Source organism: Streptomyces sp. NBC_01433 (assembly GCF_026340105.1).
GTDB lineage: Bacteria > Actinomycetota > Actinomycetes > Streptomycetales > Streptomycetaceae > Streptomyces.
Map to the genome: position 1 here is coordinate 304,329 of NZ_JAPEPM010000003.1, position 15,970 is coordinate 320,298.

General features: G+C 68.0%; 18 protein-coding genes and 1 pseudogene. 11 read left to right on the forward strand and 8 right to left on the reverse strand.

Annotation, left to right across the window (positions count from 1 at the left end; translation table 11 throughout):
• Positions 1–128 precede the first annotated feature (128 nt).
• A complete protein-coding gene (locus tag OG413_RS38145; RefSeq protein WP_266813748.1) occupies positions 129–980 on the reverse strand; it encodes a trans-aconitate 2-methyltransferase in 852 nt (283 codons plus the stop codon).
• A 47-nt stretch (positions 981–1,027) separates the two neighbouring features.
• Between OG413_RS38145 and OG413_RS38150 the strand changes: the two genes are divergently transcribed.
• The 4 genes from OG413_RS38150 to OG413_RS38165 all read left to right on the forward strand — a co-directional run bounded on the left by OG413_RS38150 (position 1,028) and on the right by OG413_RS38165 (position 3,563).
• Positions 1,028–1,606, forward strand: coding sequence for a helix-turn-helix domain-containing protein (locus tag OG413_RS38150; protein WP_266813750.1), 579 nt, complete (start codon positions 1,028–1,030; stop codon positions 1,604–1,606).
• A 158-nt stretch (positions 1,607–1,764) separates the two neighbouring features.
• Positions 1,765–2,232 (forward strand): ribonuclease domain-containing protein, encoded by a 468-nt coding sequence (locus OG413_RS38155; RefSeq protein WP_266813752.1) that lies wholly within the window; start codon positions 1,765–1,767, stop codon positions 2,230–2,232.
• A gap of 187 nt (positions 2,233–2,419) precedes the next feature.
• Positions 2,420–2,737 carry a hypothetical protein gene (locus OG413_RS38160; protein ID WP_266813753.1) on the forward strand — a complete coding sequence of 106 codons (318 nt, stop codon included), beginning with the start codon at positions 2,420–2,422 and terminating at the stop codon, positions 2,735–2,737.
• 469 nt (positions 2,738–3,206) lie between these two features.
• The gene (locus tag OG413_RS38165; RefSeq protein ID WP_266813754.1) at positions 3,207–3,563 is read left to right on the forward strand and encodes a hypothetical protein; all 357 of its coding nucleotides are present in this window, start codon (positions 3,207–3,209) and stop codon (positions 3,561–3,563) included.
• 306 nt (positions 3,564–3,869) lie between these two features.
• Here the strand turns inward: OG413_RS38165 and OG413_RS38170 are convergent, their stop codons facing one another.
• Positions 3,870–4,313, reverse strand: coding sequence for a TetR/AcrR family transcriptional regulator (locus OG413_RS38170; RefSeq protein WP_323138000.1), 444 nt, complete (start codon positions 4,311–4,313; stop codon positions 3,870–3,872).
• On the opposite strand from OG413_RS38170, the gene OG413_RS47015 reads away from it, so the two are divergent.
• Positions 4,313–4,714, forward strand: coding sequence for an NAD(P)-binding domain-containing protein (locus tag OG413_RS47015; RefSeq protein WP_323138001.1), 402 nt, complete (start codon positions 4,313–4,315; stop codon positions 4,712–4,714). The two genes, OG413_RS38170 and OG413_RS47015, sit on opposite strands and share 1 nt — an antisense overlap.
• 155 nt (positions 4,715–4,869) lie before the next feature.
• Here OG413_RS47015 and OG413_RS38180 read toward each other — a convergent pair.
• Positions 4,870–5,133: pseudogene (locus OG413_RS38180) on the reverse strand (winged helix-turn-helix transcriptional regulator); the annotation flags it as partial.
• Between the two features lie 67 nt (positions 5,134–5,200).
• Between OG413_RS38180 and OG413_RS38185 the strand changes: the two are divergent.
• A complete protein-coding gene (locus tag OG413_RS38185) occupies positions 5,201–5,566 on the forward strand; it encodes a nuclear transport factor 2 family protein (RefSeq protein ID WP_266813756.1) in 366 nt (121 codons plus the stop codon).
• 721 nt (positions 5,567–6,287) lie between these two features.
• Here OG413_RS38185 and cynR read toward each other — a convergent pair.
• The gene (gene cynR, locus OG413_RS38190; protein ID WP_266813758.1) at positions 6,288–7,211 is read right to left on the reverse strand and encodes a transcriptional regulator CynR; all 924 of its coding nucleotides are present in this window, start codon (positions 7,209–7,211) and stop codon (positions 6,288–6,290) included.
• A 123-nt stretch (positions 7,212–7,334) separates the two neighbouring features.
• On the opposite strand from cynR, the gene OG413_RS38195 reads away from it, so the two are divergent.
• The 3 genes from OG413_RS38195 to OG413_RS38205 all read left to right on the forward strand — a co-directional run bounded on the left by OG413_RS38195 (position 7,335) and on the right by OG413_RS38205 (position 9,138).
• A complete protein-coding gene (locus tag OG413_RS38195) occupies positions 7,335–7,934 on the forward strand; it encodes a carbonic anhydrase (protein WP_266813760.1) in 600 nt (199 codons plus the stop codon).
• A 122-nt stretch (positions 7,935–8,056) separates the two neighbouring features.
• The gene (cynS, locus tag OG413_RS38200) at positions 8,057–8,527 is read left to right on the forward strand and encodes a cyanase (RefSeq protein WP_266813761.1); all 471 of its coding nucleotides are present in this window, start codon (positions 8,057–8,059) and stop codon (positions 8,525–8,527) included.
• A 113-nt stretch (positions 8,528–8,640) separates the two neighbouring features.
• Complete coding sequence (locus tag OG413_RS38205) at positions 8,641–9,138, forward strand: nucleoside deaminase (protein WP_266813762.1); 498 nt, start codon at positions 8,641–8,643, stop codon at positions 9,136–9,138.
• A 256-nt stretch (positions 9,139–9,394) separates the two neighbouring features.
• Here the strand turns inward: OG413_RS38205 and OG413_RS38210 are convergent, their stop codons facing one another.
• The gene (locus tag OG413_RS38210) at positions 9,395–10,183 is read right to left on the reverse strand and encodes a hypothetical protein (RefSeq protein WP_266813764.1); all 789 of its coding nucleotides are present in this window, start codon (positions 10,181–10,183) and stop codon (positions 9,395–9,397) included.
• A 674-nt stretch (positions 10,184–10,857) separates the two neighbouring features.
• On the opposite strand from OG413_RS38210, the gene OG413_RS38215 reads away from it, so the two are divergent.
• The gene (locus tag OG413_RS38215) at positions 10,858–11,718 is read left to right on the forward strand and encodes a poly-gamma-glutamate hydrolase family protein (protein ID WP_266813766.1); all 861 of its coding nucleotides are present in this window, start codon (positions 10,858–10,860) and stop codon (positions 11,716–11,718) included.
• A gap of 78 nt (positions 11,719–11,796) precedes the next feature.
• Here OG413_RS38215 and OG413_RS38220 read toward each other — a convergent pair whose 3' ends face one another.
• From OG413_RS38220 to OG413_RS38230, 3 genes are read right to left on the reverse strand one after another with little or no spacing between them, the layout of a single operon-like run.
• A complete protein-coding gene (locus OG413_RS38220; protein WP_266813768.1) occupies positions 11,797–11,967 on the reverse strand; it encodes a hypothetical protein in 171 nt (56 codons plus the stop codon).
• Between the two features lie 32 nt (positions 11,968–11,999).
• Entirely contained in the window at positions 12,000–13,334 is a 1,335-nt protein-coding gene (locus OG413_RS38225) for a glutamate-cysteine ligase family protein (RefSeq protein WP_266813770.1), read from the reverse strand.
• Positions 13,335–13,348: 14 nt separating this feature from the next.
• Positions 13,349–14,884, reverse strand: coding sequence for an NAD(P)/FAD-dependent oxidoreductase (locus OG413_RS38230; protein WP_266813771.1), 1,536 nt, complete (start codon positions 14,882–14,884; stop codon positions 13,349–13,351).
• Between the two features lie 515 nt (positions 14,885–15,399).
• On the opposite strand from OG413_RS38230, the gene OG413_RS38235 reads away from it, so the two are divergent.
• Entirely contained in the window at positions 15,400–15,846 is a 447-nt protein-coding gene (locus OG413_RS38235; protein ID WP_266813772.1) for a TIGR03618 family F420-dependent PPOX class oxidoreductase, read from the forward strand.
• Positions 15,847–15,970: the final 124 nt, after the last annotated feature.

The window sequence follows — 15,970 nt, forward strand, 5'->3', positions numbered from 1 at the left end:
GGCCCACAACGCCTGGGTCACGGGCCCCAGTTCGTCCCGCTCCAGGGCGGCGTACCCCGACATCGCGTCGGCGTATGCCGCGCTGTCGGCGCGACCGTACGGTGCCGCTGCCCGCTGCCCGCTGCCGGTCAGAGGCGGCGGGCAGCCCACGTGGTCCTGGTAGTCCGGACGGTGAGGTCCTCGCGCCGCAGGACGCTGTGGGGGCCTTCGCTGTCGAGGACGGCGTCGAGTGCGGCCAGGTCTTCGGCGGGCAGCTGTTCGTCGAGGTGGGAGCGCAGCTTCCGCAGGCACACCTGGGCGTAGCGGGCGGCGGCGGTCGGCAGCGGGGCGGGCAGGTCGATGGTGAAGGGACGCCTGGCTTCCAGCGCGAAGCCCGTGCGGGCCAGGTGATCGGTCCAGTCGACGGCCGGGCCCGGGGACAGGGCGGCATGGATGCGGGCCTCCAGGCCGGGGCTGCCCACGCCTATGTCGTCGGGCAGGAAGCGGGGAAAGAAGTCCATTTCGGTCAGGGCCAGAAGTCCGCCCGGCCGCAGGGCATCGAACGCTCCGGCCAGAACATGGTCGGGGTCGGCCATGTGATGCAGGGAGGCGGCAGCCCAGACCAGGTCGCAGGTGTCGAGGGTCGGCCAGCCGTCGTTCAGATCCGCTTGGACGCCGATGACCCGGTCGGCGAGACCGAGTGCGGACGCCTTCTTCGTCAGCCGGTGGAGCATCTGCGGGGAAAGATCCACGGCCGTCACGTCGGCCCGCGCGAAACGCCGCGCCAGGGCGATGGCACCGGTCCCGGTCCCGCTGCCCAGATCGACTATGCGGCGAGGTTCCCGGTCGGTCAGTTCATCCAGCCAGGCCGTCAGTTCCGACAGGTAGGTACCCAGAACCTCGGCGTCCAGTTCCAGCATTTCGGCCATGGCGACAGTGTCGGCGTCGGCCCCGGTGTGGTTCTGGTGCGAGTGAACGGTGCTCGTCTCGGTGGTGTTCATGCTCCGACGCTAACCCGACCTTGCGTGTAACACATACACTCTTGCGTATGACGCAAGAAAGCGACTTGGACAGTACGGTCCGCATGCGGATCAGGAGCCTGAGGCAGGCGCGCGGCTGGTCGCTCGACAACCTTGCCGAGCGCGCTTTCCTGAGCCCGTCCACCTTGAGCCGCATCGAGACCGGCCACCGGCGCATCAGCCTCGACCAGCTCACGGCACTGGCTCGCGCCCTGGGAACCTCGCTCGACCAGCTGGTGGAAACCGTCGATGACGACGATGTCGTGATCAGGCCGCAGCGCGACGAACAGCGCGGATTGACCACATGGCTGCTGAACCGCGGATCCGGGCCGGCCAGCATCACTGTAGCCAAGATGCGGATCACCGATGAAGGGCAAGGCCCTGGGGGCGACCGACTCGGAGTCCACCCCGGCAAGGACTGGTTCACCGTCCTGTCGGGAACGATCACGCTGATCCTCGGCGAGCGCTCGATCCGGGTCGAGGCGGGCCAGGCAGCGGAGTTCTCCACCATGATCCCCCACGCCATCAAGGCGCACGGTGGACCGGCGGAAATCCTGTGCATCCTCGATCACGACGGGCAGCGCACCCACCTCCATCCGCCGGTGTGAACCCGCGCCATGTCTCTGCGGGCGGCTGTTCAGTCTCCCCTCGAAGGTGCCTGACCACTGTCGGTCCCGCTCCGATCCCGCGGCCGGCTGCCCGGCTCGGGGCATCGGGATGGATGACGGTGCGTAACCCGAGCGGCTGGTGAGTGGTTGGGCTGTCTATGATTCTTCTGCGCAATCTGAGGTACGCGGCCGCCGCCACGGTATTCGTGGCCGCGCTCGCCGCTCCGGCTGTGTCCTCGGCATCCGCCGGGACGCCCCTCAACGCTTCCCAGCACCTGTCGGTGCGGGCCGACGTGATCGGGCCGCCCCTGCCGGTGGAAGCGTTCCCGGGGCAGGTGAAGGAAGCCTGCGGGATCTGGAAGGAGCTGGACTGGCCGCAGGCGGCCCGTCCCACCGACTACCCGGTGGTGAACACCCCGTTCGTCATCCGCGGCAGCAACCAGTTCTACAACCGTTCCCAGGACCTCCCGGTCCAGGGCTCCTACCGCGAGTACGACGTCAACCCCCGCACGCCCGGACAGCACCGGGACGCCGAACGCCTCATCCGTGACCCCGGCACCCACACCGTCTGGTACACCGGCGACCACTACACCAACTTCCGCGAAATCAGCTCCGGTTGTTCCTGACCACCAGCGTCCCGCGCCCGTTCGGCCGAGGCGTTCCGCCGTCCGCCGCCGGGCGCGGTCGGGGCCGGTGGCGGTGCGGGAATTCGTCGTTGGGCCGAAACGCCCACGGTGCGTTGAATCCCGGTCCGGAGTGCGCGGGGTCTGGTCCGATCAGAGTTCCATGTCCGATCGCTTTCCGGGAGAACACATGCGCTCGCGCACCATGATCATCGCTGCTGGTCTGACTGCGGCCGTCGTCCTGGCCGGTACCGGTACCGCGTCCGCGGCTGACCCCGTCTACACCTGTCAGTCCGTCGTGGCTGATGACATCAACCGGATCGGCGGGGTGGGCTGTACCGGCGGTCCGGCCGGATATCAGGGCGCCGGGGAGATCAAGCTGGCCGACTCCGACGTCGTCTGGAAGTGCGCCCTCCTCAGCAGTGCCGTGGACGCCGAACATCCGGGCACGTTGATCGTCGTCGGGTTCGTCGGCTGCGAACAGCCCGGTGACAGTGTCGTGTCGTAGGAAGGTTGTGCTGAGGCGGTGCTCAGGTGGATCTGAGGGCCGCATCGGGCTCCCTCCCGTCCCGGCGACGTGTCGCCCGGACGGGAACTCAGCCAGGGGCTGGGCCTGGGATGTTGGCGAGGCTGGAGGGGGGAGGGGAGGGGGAGGGGCGGGCGACGGCGGTCGGGTCGCCGGTACATGGGTGCCGCGGGCGTTGCAGCCCCGCCCTGCCCTGCCCTGCCCGTCGCCGATCGTGTCGAAAGTGACTGTGGCCCGGCCTGCCGCCGAACTCCCTGCCCGCTTCGGCCGGACGAACGGCTGCGAGGCCGATCGCTGGAACAAGCGCTCTCCACCGTCGACCCGCGTCGGGTGCTGCGTGGAGTGATGCCCTGACGGCTGACTGGCAGCGGATGCGCCGATTTTCGTGCGTTATGAGATATTTCGGCGCGCCTGCTCGTGTTGCGTATTCGAACAGGCAGAGCATTCACGTGTGCCGAAGACCAGTGTCGTTTTCCCTTTCCCGCAGGATCTGCGGGAGGCTCAGCTCGCCCTCCATCAGACCCGTGCCGAGTACGAGGAGTACGCCCGGACCCTGCCGTGGTCAGTGGAGCCGATGCCGGGGTGGGAGACGGACAAGCAGCTCCACAGCACCTACGTCTCCGCCAAGCCCGACAGTCCTGGCTACTCGGATGAGCAGGTGCGGCGGATCGCCGACTACCGGGTCCGACTGCTGGAGCTGTCCATCACGGTGTCGACGCACCCGTTCTGGGAGACCGTGGGCTCCGGGGATGTGGTGGCTGCCCGGATGGCGCTGAAGCATGCCCACGAACCGCAGGCCGAGGCGTAGCCGTGTTGGGGGGCAAGGGGCGGCAGGAGGCGCGGGCGCGGCGGTCGGAGCGGGCGGTCGGCGCGAGGCGAGCAGTCGTGGAAAATCCGGCCGCTGCGGGCATGGAAGACAGCGATGCCGCGCCGGACGGCCGCACCCTCTACGGGTCCGAACTCGGGTTCATCAACCGCGACGTGGCAGTCATCGGGCTGGCCGAGGGGGCGTGTCCGTTGCTACTGGTGCAGGGAGATCAAACGGACCAGGTGCTTGCCCGCGATTTCCAGTGGCTCCTTGCTTCGGGAAACTTGGGCTGCCAGTTCGGCGCCCTCAATCGTGCTGATCACCCGTATGGGCCAGGTCGTGTACGTCACTTTCGCCTATGCCGGAGGCGCGCAGTTTGTCGTGTACGAGGCCTCGCCAGCGGGCGAACGCCTCCGCGGCGGTCACCTGCACGTCCGGAACGCGGCCTGCCGTGCCGAGTGATGTCGTGGTGATCGGGCAACCGTCGATCCAGTCGGAGGCGCGCAGACCTTCGGTGAGGGTGCGGCACAGGGCGGCGATGGCCCGAGCCGGGTCTTCCTCGTGGCCGAGTACGGCGCGCAGCATCTCGAAGAACTCCTGGTCGCCGTGGTGGATCGCGGCGACTGCCAACTCCTGTTTCCCGACCGGGAAGAAGTGGTACACGGAGCCGAGCGTGGCTTGGGCCTCTCGGGCCTCCTGGGCGATCTGCTTGATCCCTGTGTCGTCGTAGCCCTGCCGTTGCAGCAGCAATGAGGCCGCGAGGATATGAGGTGACCGTGTGGAATCGGACGGCGAGCAAGGCGGACGGCCTCGTGGCCGGTGGTGCGGTGCTCGCTCCCTCGGCCGAAGACGCGTTGACCGCGAATGACCTGGTGATCCTGAGTCTGACGGACTACGACGCGATGTACGCCATCCTCGAACCGATGACCGCCGCGTTGCCGGGCAGGGTCGTCGCCAACCTCAGCTCCGACACGCCGCAGGGGGTGGCCAGCATGGAACACGTGGTGGACACGGTGCGGGCCGCAGGGGTGGGCGTCGCTCTGCCCGAAGCGGTGCTCGACGTGTTCCGGCGCGGTGTGGCGGCGGGGCATGCCGACAGCAGCCTCACCAGTCTGAGGGGAGTCCTCCGAGCGGTCGGCACACGGATGTGACGTGACCTCGGGTGCTACGAATCGGAACAGGCCGCGACGGGGCGGGCTGGAGTCGCGGGGCGCAGGTGTGCCGCGACTCCAGCCCGTGCGGGGTGTGCGTCTGGTTCGCGCGGTTCGGTCATGAAGTCGTCCCACAGTTCCGGACCGCCGGCTTCCAGGAGCTCGGCGCGGACGCGCGGGGCCGGGGCCGTGGGGCGGTGGCGCAGGCCCCGGGCGCCGAGCTGCGCGAAGACCGGGACGAGTTGGACCGCGGGCTCGGTGAGGCTGTAGGTGGCGCGGCGGCCGGGACCGGGATCATCGCGGGTGAGCAGCCCCGCCTCGACCAGCTTCCGCAGCCGGTCTGCCAGGATGTTGGAGGCGATGCCCTCCTCCGACTCCGACTGCAGCGGCCGGAAATGCCGACGATCACCGGACATCACGTACCAGCACCTTTGACTAGTGTTTCTAGTGGTTGCAAAGCACGAGCGGTAAGAGGAAGGCGGGACCATGTCCTCGAACAAGCAGACCGTCGAGACCTACCTGGACGGCTTCCGCAAGAACGACCACGCGCAGATTCTGAGCTGCCTGACCGACGACATCCAGTGGACCGTCTTCGGCGGCTTCCGCCTGACCGGCAAGGAGGCGTACGACGCCGCCATCGAGGGTCCGGGTTTCGTCCCGCCGCCGCAGCTGGAGGTCGTGCGCATGGTCGAGGAGGACGACGTGGTCATGGCGGAGCTCACCGGAACGGTGAGGCGCGAGACGGGAGAGGTGATGCGCATGTCGATGGCCGAGGTGTTCCGCATGCGTGACGCGAAGATCTGCGAGCGCCGCGCCTGGGTGATCGAGCTCAAGAAGAACGACTACAGCTGAGCTCGCCGGCACCGTCGCGGCCTCATCCGCAGCACACTTCACCTCCGGCGGCAACGCCCCCGGCGGCAGGACGCGGGGCCACCGAGGAAGAGTGACTCACCGCGAAAGGCCATAGCGGAGGGTTGCTTCGGGTTGAGCTGGTGGACGTGTTCTCTTCGGCGGGCCATGGTGAGGCGCTGCCGCGTGTACGCGTCCGCGTCACAGGCGCCTGCCGCAAACGGGGAATCCGTTGGCGAACACTGTCCGGGCATGTGCCCGCGCCCCGTTTCGCGACGGCGGGTGCGCGGTGTCGTTCGGCGAACGCCGTATCACCTTCGGCGTCGAGCGCGCCCGCGGCAGCTTCCTCGACCCGTACCGCAGCCACTCCTTCCACGTCCCCGCCGACAGCCGTCGACATCTCTGCCGACAACCGTCGACGTGCCCGCCCGGAGCGCGATCTCGGACGGCTCATCGACACCAGCCCCGGCCTCCGACGCCGTACGCGCTTCACGTTGCCCTGTCTCACGCGGGTGCACCGCACCCACATCCTGCGGTGACCACCGCATTCCACGTCCCGGCCCAGGCCCGTCGTCACCAGCATCTGCGCCCTCGAGGCGCACCCGCGGTCGCGCCGCTGCTCGCGAGATCCGACCGGGTCATCGCCGGGCACCGGCGGCGGTGACCCGGTCGGCGCGCGCCTCGATGTCAGTTTGTGCGCCCGGCTGGTCCTGCGGTGTACGGGTCAGGCGGGGGTGTAGTGGCGGGCGTGGACGATGTGCTGGGTGAGGCGGGTGAAGGCACTGGCGGCGGCGCTCTGGTACGTGCTCTCTCGTCGCAGGAGGGCGACGGTGCGGGTGGGCAGGGCCGGTTCCAGAGGGATGGGTGTGAGGTGGGGATGGTCGTGGGTGATGGCGTCGGGCAGGACGGTGGCCAGTTCGGTGCGCTGGACGATCTCGGTGAGGGCCTGGATGGAGTTGGCCTCCACAGCGATGCTCGGCTTCACCCGGTGGGTGCTGAAGTAGTCCTCGATATGGTTGCGCGTGGCGAAGTCGCCGCTGAGCAGGGCGAGTTGGCGGTCGCCGAGATCGTGGACAGGCATCGGCTCCTCGGGAGCGGTTCGGGCCTGCTCGGTGCCGGTGCCGGTGCCGGTGCCGGTGACGAGGCTGAGGGTTTCGGTGAACAGAGGGGTCGCGGTGATGCCGGGCAGGTGGGGGCCGTGGAAGGCGATGCCGAGGTCGAGTTCGTCGGCCAGCAGGCCGGTCTCGATGCGGTCCTGAGTCATCTCCTTGACGTTCAGGGTGATGCCGGGGTGGCGGGAGTGGAGCTCGGCGGTGAGGGGGCCGATGAGGTAGGCGGTGAAGGTGGGGGTGAGTGCCAGGCGGAGGTGGCCGCGGGAGAGGTCCGCGACGTCCAGGACGGCACGCTCGGCGGTGGCCAGGTCGTGGAGGGCGTGGCGGGCGTAGTGGGTGTAGGCCTCGCCGGCGTCGGTGAGCCGTACGGTGCGCCCGCTGCGGTCAAGGAGCTGTGCGCCGACGGCGCGTTCCAGCTGTTTGATCTGCTGGGAGAGCGTGGGCTGGGAGATATGCAGTTCTTCGGCGGCCCGGGTGAAGCTGGCGTGCTCGGCCACGGCGAGCAGGTACCGCAGGTGACGGAGGTCCGGGGTCATGACTCAACTATAGATGTCATCGATAGCAAGGATTGATATTGCGTCTTGGACACTATAGGTACAGGTCATGCATGGTGGATCTCGTCAGCCCCACGGGGCCGACACCCACCGAAGGAAGTGACCATGCAAGACCTCACCGAGGGCGTCGCGCGATTCCAGCGGGATGTCTACCCGGCCAAGGAGAAGCTCTTCGCCCACCTGGCTGAGACTCACCGGCCGACCACCCTGTTCATCAGCTGCTCCGACGCCCGTGTGGTGCCGGAACTGATCACCCAGAGCGAGCCGGGCGAGCTGTTCGTCATCCGTACCGCCGGGAATCTCGTCCCCGCCTACACGCCGGGCCCGGACGGCGTAGCGGCCAGCATCGAGTACGCCGTCGCCGTCCTGGGAGTGAGCGACATCGTGGTCTGCGGGCACTCCGCCTGCGGCGCGATGACCGCCCTCGCCGAGCACCACGACCTCAGCGCCGCCCCGGCGATCGCGGACTGGCTGCGTCACGCCGACGCCTCCCGGGCCCGCACCGCCGCCGAGACCGGCGCCGAGCGGGTGAATGCCCTGGTGCGGGCGAACGTGCGCGCCCAGCTGGTGAACCTGGCCACCCACCCCTCGGTGGCACGCGCCCTGGCCGCGAACACGGTCACCCTGCACGGTTGGGTCTACGACATACCCACAGGCGCCGTCGAGGAACTTGAGGCTTCCCGGCCGGCCGCCCACGCCGCCTGACACCGGGCCTCGAAACCTGCTCCTGTGCCCCGGCCTGTCCCGGGAGCACCGCCTGCCCCCCAGTACCTGCCGTTCCCCTTTCTCTCTCTCGGCGAGCGGCACAACCGAAAGGAACACTTCTCATGGTGCACGCCCAGTTCGACAACTCCGCCCGTCAGGCCCTGTCCATCAAGGCCGTCGACGCCAAGGTGCGCAAGGACCTGTCCTGGCAGCAGATCGCCGACGCCGCGGGCTTCTCCGTCGCGTTCGTCACCGCCGCCGTGCTCGGCCAGCACCCGCTGCCCGAGGCCTCGGCCAAGGCCGTCGCCGAGCTCCTGGACCTGGACGCCGACGACGCGATGATCCTGCAGACCATTCCGACCCGCGGCTCCATTCCCGGCGGCATCCCCACCGACCCGACCATCTACCGCTTCTACGAGATGCTCCAGGTCTACGGCACCACCCTCAAGGCGCTGGTCCACGAGGAGCTCGGCGACGGAATCATCAGCGCCATCAACTTCAAGCTCGATGTGAAGAAGGTCGCCGACCCCGACGGCGGCGAGCGCGCCGTCATCACCCTGGACGGCAAGTACCTGCCGACCAAGCCCTTCTGACCGCACTGCCGTCAGGCCAAACCCGGGGCGGGCCACATGCCATCGGCCCGCCCCGGCCCCCCTCTTCATCACCCCACCGAGCGGCCCCGCCGCTCTTTCCCGGAGGAACCTCCATGGACTTCGCACAGCGCACGATCGACATAGCCCGCCGCAACGTCGAAGAGGGCGGCCGCCCGTTCGCCACCGTCATCGTCAAGAATGGCGAGATCCTGGCAGAGAGCCCGAACCTGGTCGCGCAGACCAGCGACCCCACCGCGCACGCCGAGATCCTCGCCATCCGCGACGCGTGCACGAAGCTCGGCACCGAGCACCTGACCGGCACCACCATCTACGTCCTCGCGCACCCGTGCCCGATGTGCCTGGGCTCGCTCTACTACTGCTCTCCCGACGAGGTCGTCTTCCTGACCACTCGGGACGCGTACGAGCCGCACTACGTCGACGACCGTAAGTACTTCGAACTCGAATCCTTCTACGGCGAGTTCGCCAAGGACTACACCGAGCGACGCCTGCCCATGCGCCACGAGGCACGCGATGCCGCCACCGATGTCTACAAGGCGTGGCAGCAGTGCAACGGCGGCGAGCGCCGCGTGGCCGGCGCGCCCACCGCCTGACCTCCCCGCCCGCGCCCGGCGCGATCGATAGGCGCCGTGAGGGGCTGTGAGGGGACGCGAGGGGCAACCGCAGGTACGGCTGTCGGTGTACGCATGCACGTGCCCACTCCCGTACGTCACGGTCGGGACAGCCGGCGAAGGCCGCCTCCAGGCACTGCACCGGACCCGCTGCATGTTTCAGCGGCATTGGGAGCCCTCGCCGGCGCCATCGCTGACTGCCGGGTCCGGGGAGGAAGCTGATCGCCCACGAGGCGACTCACCATCCGCCTTCGAAGAAGGCCAGGAGCGCCGGCGCCGGATCTGCCGCGGTGGTCGTGTTTGCCACCGCGACAACGATGACGACCAGCGACAACAACGCCGAGAGAGCGCCGAACGACCCCCACACGCGCCTGGTGCGCCTGTCGGACAACTCCGTTCTCGCAAACCTCATCCACGACACCACGCTCATGCCGATGAGTACGACCGCCACGATCGAACCAACCACGGCCATCGCCACGTGGTACCGAGCGAAGTCGCTGATCATCACCTCAAGGGCAGGAGGCGTTTGGCCACCGGTGCCCAGGGAGTCAGCCAGTCGCTGCCTGACGTGATCGAGCGTATCGGCGAGCTCTCCGTCGGTTGTGCCGACCGCCAGCAGCGGCAACAGCGAGGAGAGGGGCGCCACCGCCCCCTGGACGTTGGCCATGACCGTCACCAACGAGAGCAGCGCGAGCATCGTGACAAGAACGCCGGCCGACGCGAGGGCGACCCTCCTTCCCGCTCCGAGACCGCCGGCCTTCAGGAACGCCTTCCAGAGGAGAACGCCGAGCGCAACGAGCACGATCAGCAAGATCGCAGCGATCACGGCCTTGGCGACGTGGTATCGGAACCAGTAATCGACAACTCTCTCCAAGCCCGGGGTGAATTCCCGGTCGCCGGAACTCCAATACCCGACGAGCGCCTGGCGGACGGCTTCGGTGAGGCGGTGACTATCGGCGAGGCCGCCGTCCGCCCCCCTCGCTGCCAGCGTGCCCGGGGCGACGACGAAGGCGGCGACGAGGGCCACGGCGCAGGTGACGAGGACAGCCAGTGTGCGGGCGGATATTCCGGCGGATCGCGGCGGGGCTACGGGGCTGCGCAAGGAGGTTCCTTCGGCTCGCTGGAGTGTGCGGGACGGCGCGCCGGTCCCTGCAGATCCGCCAGTTGAGGAGTTCGGCGCGGCAGGGTCCCGGAGCCAGGACGTTCGATGCGCGGTTCCGCCACAGCACGCTGGACCGGCTGGAACGACATCTCGGACCTGTTGTCCTGCCCCTCACCATTTCGTACGGGCGGTCGCCCGGTCACTGGGGTACACCGCAGGTTCGGGGGTAGGGCCTGCCCCACCTCGCGGGACGGACCGTCGCGGGTCCGCCGGGGCCCGAGTGGCTCCGAGGTGCTCATGCCGGTCAATGGGCTTGGGGTTGCTGGGGTGGCTGTGTGAGCGAACGCAGGCCGTACCAGGGCGACTTATCCGACGAACGCTCGGCCGGGATGCACCTGACCAGTGCGGGAGGGTACCGAGAGCCCTTCGCTCGCATTCCGCCTCCTCGAATCAGCCGCTAGAATTCCGGCCATCGGAAGGGGGATCCGACTCTTCAGCCGCGCCATCGTGTGGCACGCGCCGTCCTTCCTGCTTCCGGGCCGGGAACCCGGCGCCGCACGCATCCGCGGATCGGCCCGCACAGCACTCAAGGAACAACGATGTCCCAGTCTCATGCCAGTCGCAGGACCATCCTCGCCTCCTTCGTGGCCGTAGCTGCGGGTGGTCCGCTTCTCACCGGCCTCGCCGCGACTCCGGCCGCCGCCGCCGGCGGTGACCTCTACGCATCGAACTCGGACCTGTACACGAAGGCGATCGAGGGCCAGGACTTCGCCCGCCGGTTCAAGCGGCACGAGGCTGTCGACAACGACAAGACCACCACCCCTCCTCCTCGTCTGACCAGTGTGCTGGCCATCCACGGCGGTGGAATCGAGATGGGCACTTCCGAACTCTGCCTGGGCATAGCGGGTTACCGGCCCGACAGCCTCGCCCCCGTCACGGCGGGCGCCCCGGTATACGACTACTGGATGCTCGAAGGACTGCGCTCCTCCAACAACGGCGAGCTGCACGTCACCGCGTCACACTGCGACGACCCGGTCGCGCGGTCCATGGCCGCGGGCAGCGCCAATGTCCTCAGCCTGCACGGCTGCACCGCGGCTCAGGCCGGCGCGCCCACGGGACAGCCCAAGGCGGTCGTGGTCGGCGGTCTCAACACCCGCTTCCGCCGGCTGCTGTCCACGAAGCTGAGCGGCGCGGGCTTCCAGGTGCTCGGCGGTGACCCGGATGCCATCAACGGCGACTTGCCGGAGAACATCTGCAACCGCACCCTGACGGGCGAAGGCGGCGGCCAGCTGGAGATCACCACCGAACTCCGTCAGAGCCTCTTCGGCAACTTCTCCGGTGCGAGCAACCGCGCGGCCACCACCAACGCGGACTTCTGGAAGTTCACCAATGCCTGCCGTGACGCAATTGCGGTGATGGAGGCCGAACAGCTGGCGCGCAAGAGCCTCTTCGTCTACTGAGAGGAAATTACGGGGCTCAATGTCTGATCCTTCCCTGCGGTTGGGGAAGGTCGGCCGGTGGCGGGTTCGCGGCCTGTGCTACGGGTGGGGTTGGGTGAACAAGCCGGGTTCAGGCTCGCCTTCGGTGCTCTCCGGCAGGATGGGCAGGTCGAGGGCCTCGCGCAGGTCTCCGGCCCGCATCAGCCGGCCGGTGCCGGCGGCGGGGAGTTCGTCGGCGAGATGGGGGCCGAACGATATCAGAAACGGCAACAGAGCCTCATAGCACCCTCTATAACACCCTCTCAGACGCGGAATGCCGTCACATATCGTTGGGGGTCTCGGCGCAGACCGGTGTCCCAGAGGTGCAGCGTCTGTTCCGCGAAGGTCCGTCCCGTGGCGAGGATTTCGTCGAGCGGGTCGAGGTAGTCCACTACCTGGGCGGGTTCCAGGCCGGCTCTGACCCGGGCCGTCAGACCCTGGCGGGCCAGGCGGAGCAGTTCTGCGGCGAGATCGTGGATGCGGTCGTTGCCCAGCCTCGTCCGCAGCCCCTCGCGTGGGAGATTGCGCAGGGCATCCTCGTGATCCCGCAGAGTGTGGTGGCCGAGCAGGTTCCAGGCGGCTTCGCGTGACGGTGCGTGGTAGCTGAGACCTACCCACAAGGCGGGCACGGCTGGGATGTGGTCGTAATGAGGTCCGTCGGCACCGCGCAGTTCGAGGGTGCTGCGTACATGAACATTCGTCCAGATCTGCGACAGATGAGAGATCCAGTCGTGCATCGTGGGCATGGTTCCGTCGTCGAAGCCGTTGTCCAGGATGGTGGCGAAGGAGCGGTCGGGAGCCGCGTGGTACGCGCCGTCGGCGGCCCGGTGGTAGAGCATGGGAACCTGCAGGGCCCAGTCGACGACATCGTCGATCCCGACGTCCGGGCGCAGGGCAGGGGGCAGCGTGCCGCAGCGGCGTGGGTCCATGCGCAGCCACGCGTCCGAGCGGTGCGACAGGAGTCCGTACGAACGCCCTCCCTGTAGAGGCGAGTTGACCAAGAGTGCGGCTACTACGGGGGCGGCGGCCGTGTGCATGCGCAGTTTGTGGGTGAAGTCCTGCCTGTCCAGGTAGTCCACGTGGACCTGGGTGGAGAGTGATCTCGTCATGATCTGTTCGGCGCCGCTCCCGGCGGTACCCAGGCGCTGGAAGAAGTCACGCATGAGCGCCCCACGGGTGGAGGGCACCCAGCTGATGGTGGTGGGGTCGTCGAAGGGAAGGTTGGCGCCGGGCAGGAGCGCCAGACCGAACCGGCCGACAAGATCCGCGAGCCGCTGCAAGGTGTCGCGTGCGTCATCCACCGCGCTCTGCAGATTGGGCGCGGGGGTCGATGAGTACTCCACCTGCCCGCCGTGTTCGAGGGTGATCTGGGTGCCGCTCTCCAGCCGGATGCCGGTCAGTAGTCCCGCATCCTCCAGACGCTCACCGCCCCACTCCTCAAGAACTGATTCCAGCACTGCCAGCGCCCCGTTCTTGCCCTGATAGGGAGCGGCGCGTCCGGTGTCGGGTGAGACGAGGCCGGACTCGATTTCGATGCCCACCTGCTCCGTCGCCGTCGGCGACGGAGCCATGACAGTGGAGAGGTCTTCGTGGTTCAAGGCGGCCCTTCCGGTCACGCCGCCCCCACAGGGGTGGCGGCCTCTGCGTGCTGCTGCATACCGAGTAGTTGGCTGACGACATGGAGAGCTGACTGCGCCGCGCCCTGACACCATGCGTGCGCACCGGACAGGTGCTCACCGGCGAAGAAGACGCGTGGGTTCTCGACGGGATGGGGAGAGCCGAGCGCTTCGAGATGGCGGCCGTGCTCGCCCGGTCGCAGGTGCGCGAAGGCGCCACCCCCCATTCCCGCCTGCTCACCCCAGTTCCAGTGGACGATGTCATCGACGTCTTCGGCGATGCCGGGATGGAGCTGTTCCAGACCGTCCAGAACCAGGCGGTCGCGATCGTCGGACGGCATCGCGGCGAAGCGGCGGGCATTGGCCCCCCAGAGGTAGGCCCCGAGAAGGGCCGTGGGCGCTTCGGAGCGCTGCGGGTCCCGGGCGGTCCAGCGTGGGGCGAGGCCGTCGGAACTCTCCCCCGTGGGGCGGGCGTTGTCCGAGGGATACCAGCACTGCTGGATCGGGAGATCGGTGAAACTGCCCCCACCGAACAGGCCGTCGCGCGACTCCCACCTGCGGCGCGTCAGGTGCAGCAGGGTCTTGGAGCTGCTGGCGTAACTGATACCCCGGATGGCCTGACGCTGATGGTGAGGCAGACCGGGCAGGAACGCGATCTGGTCGAGTGCGGGAGCGGGGACGCAACAGATGACGAAGTCGAAATCCTTCTCGAACGACGTCCCCGTCCGCTGGCCGCGCACCGACGCCCCGCGGCCGGTCAGAACGATTTCCCTGATGTCGGTGGACAGCCGGACCGTGTTCGGGGCCAGCCGCTCCACGAAAGCGCGCACCAGGGAATCCATTCCGTCAACCAGTTCCAACTGGGTGGTGTGGAACAGGCCGAAATGGTCGACGAGCACCTCCAGTAGCGAAGAGTGCTCGTAGTGAACCAGTCCTGTGGCATGTCCTACGAAGTCCCAGGCGTCCCTTGACATGTGTTCGTGCACAAACTGCCACAAGGATACAGAGACCAGTCGGCCGAGAGCCGGATCATCCCACTGACCTTGCAGCACGCGGCGCTGCTGCTCGAAGTTCAGCGTTTCCCATACCGTCCGCAGAAGGCGGTCGAGAAGGAGCAGAGGGGGTTGCTCCTCGGTGCTTCGCAAGTCGAAACCCGCATAGAGATGATGCGCGTTGCGCATCCGGACTCTCCGCCCTCGCAAATGATAGTAGGCGTCCGGATTCGAGTTGATGAATGGTCGAACTCTCAAGCTGAACTCTTGGACATAGCGCAACACGCAGTGATGATTGTCGGGAATGCGCATCGCGCCCAACTCCGCGTGCGTGTCGTCCCAGAAACGATGGGTGCGGACCCGGCCCCCAGGTCGGCTCGCCCTCTCGTACACCACGACGTCGTAGCCGCGATGCTGCAACTCGTAGGCCGCCACAAGTCCGGCGACACCGGCGCCGATCACCGCCACCCGGCCCAAGCCGTCGCCCATGCGTACCCGCTCCCGCAGGTCGGACGGGAATGCGTAGCTTTCGTCGAACATGACGTTCCCCCATCTGGCCAGCCTGAATCCGGCCGATCCGTCTTCCGTACCCCGTCGGCGAAACAAGAGATCCCAACGGGAAAAGCTGGCCTGACGCGCTTTCACGCGGCGGTGCGCCGAGCAGTACACCACCACTCAAGGAATCCGATCAAGACCACCTTCACCGAAAAGGAGCAGCGGGCACTTGCCCCTCTGTACCAGTCATCCGCGCCATTTCATGGACCGAACGGGCAAGATCAGTAGATCGATACGGTCGGCGCGCATTTGTGTATGTGATCAATTGCTGTGCCGGGCGACGCCGCAACCGCTTGAGGTCCGGCCCGAGCCGATGAAGCGGATCTCCCCGTACCGCCGATCACGGAGGCCGCGCCTACGGTGCTCCAGCCGTAGATCGGGTGAGGTGCCTGGCCCGTACCTCGGTGCCGACGGTGTCGGACTGCTTGGCGGCGTGTTGTGCCCCGTTCTGCCCGTCGTCGACCGGCCGTCCCGCCGATCATGGTTGGTAGCCTGCGAGGATGACCGCGACTTTCGACGAAGCTGTCCGTGCCCGGCTGCAAGCCCCTCACATCTGGTCCGTCGGCACCGTGTTCGCCGACGAAGCGCCGCAGGTCAGCCCGATGTGGGTGGACCTTGAGGGGGAGGGGGAGCTGACGTTCAACACCTCGGTGTGCCGGGTGAAGGAGGAGAACCTGCGCCGCGACCCCCGCGTATATCTCTCGCACGCGGACGCCACCGATCCCTTCGACCGAGTACAGATCAGTGGCGAGGTGGCCCGCTTCATCGAGGGCGAGGAGTCGCAGGACCGGATGGACCGGCTGGCCCGGAAGTACCTGGGCAGCGAGCGGTTCGAGTGGATCATGCCGGGGGAGCAACGGGTCGCGGTGATCGTGCGCCCGGTCAAGGTGCGGCACATCGTCGGGGTGGAGCGGTTCCGGCCCGGCGGCCCCGTCCCGGCTTCCTGACCGACTCCCGCAGAGCGCCGCCCCCGCGCCTGACCCGCTTCCCGCCGTGTGCGGTCTACCGAGTGCGGTCTTTGGGCGACGGACGTCGGATACAGCGTCGGGGGCCGGCTTTGGCCGGACCGTC

Coding starts and splice junctions, on each gene's coding strand:
- OG413_RS38160 (WP_266813753.1), top strand. CDS start 2,420: ATGCGCTCGCGCACCATGATCATCGCTGCTGGTCTGACTGCGGCCGTC.
- OG413_RS38155 (WP_266813752.1), top strand. CDS start 1,765: ATGATTCTTCTGCGCAATCTGAGGTACGCGGCCGCCGCCACGGTATTC.
- cynS (WP_266813761.1), top strand. CDS start 8,057: ATGGTGCACGCCCAGTTCGACAACTCCGCCCGTCAGGCCCTGTCCATC.
- OG413_RS38185 (WP_266813756.1), top strand. CDS start 5,201: ATGTCCTCGAACAAGCAGACCGTCGAGACCTACCTGGACGGCTTCCGC.
- OG413_RS38230 (WP_266813771.1), bottom strand. CDS start 14,884: ATGTTCGACGAAAGCTACGCATTCCCGTCCGACCTGCGGGAGCGGGTA.
- OG413_RS38150 (WP_266813750.1), top strand. CDS start 1,028: ATGACGCAAGAAAGCGACTTGGACAGTACGGTCCGCATGCGGATCAGG.
- OG413_RS38195 (WP_266813760.1), top strand. CDS start 7,335: ATGCAAGACCTCACCGAGGGCGTCGCGCGATTCCAGCGGGATGTCTAC.
- OG413_RS38215 (WP_266813766.1), top strand. CDS start 10,858: ATGTCCCAGTCTCATGCCAGTCGCAGGACCATCCTCGCCTCCTTCGTG.
- OG413_RS38205 (WP_266813762.1), top strand. CDS start 8,641: ATGGACTTCGCACAGCGCACGATCGACATAGCCCGCCGCAACGTCGAA.
- OG413_RS47015 (WP_323138001.1), top strand. CDS start 4,313: ATGAGGCCGCGAGGATATGAGGTGACCGTGTGGAATCGGACGGCGAGC.
- cynR (WP_266813758.1), bottom strand. CDS start 7,211: ATGACCCCGGACCTCCGTCACCTGCGGTACCTGCTCGCCGTGGCCGAG.
- OG413_RS38235 (WP_266813772.1), top strand. CDS start 15,400: ATGACCGCGACTTTCGACGAAGCTGTCCGTGCCCGGCTGCAAGCCCCT.
- OG413_RS38145 (WP_266813748.1), bottom strand. CDS start 980: ATGAACACCACCGAGACGAGCACCGTTCACTCGCACCAGAACCACACC.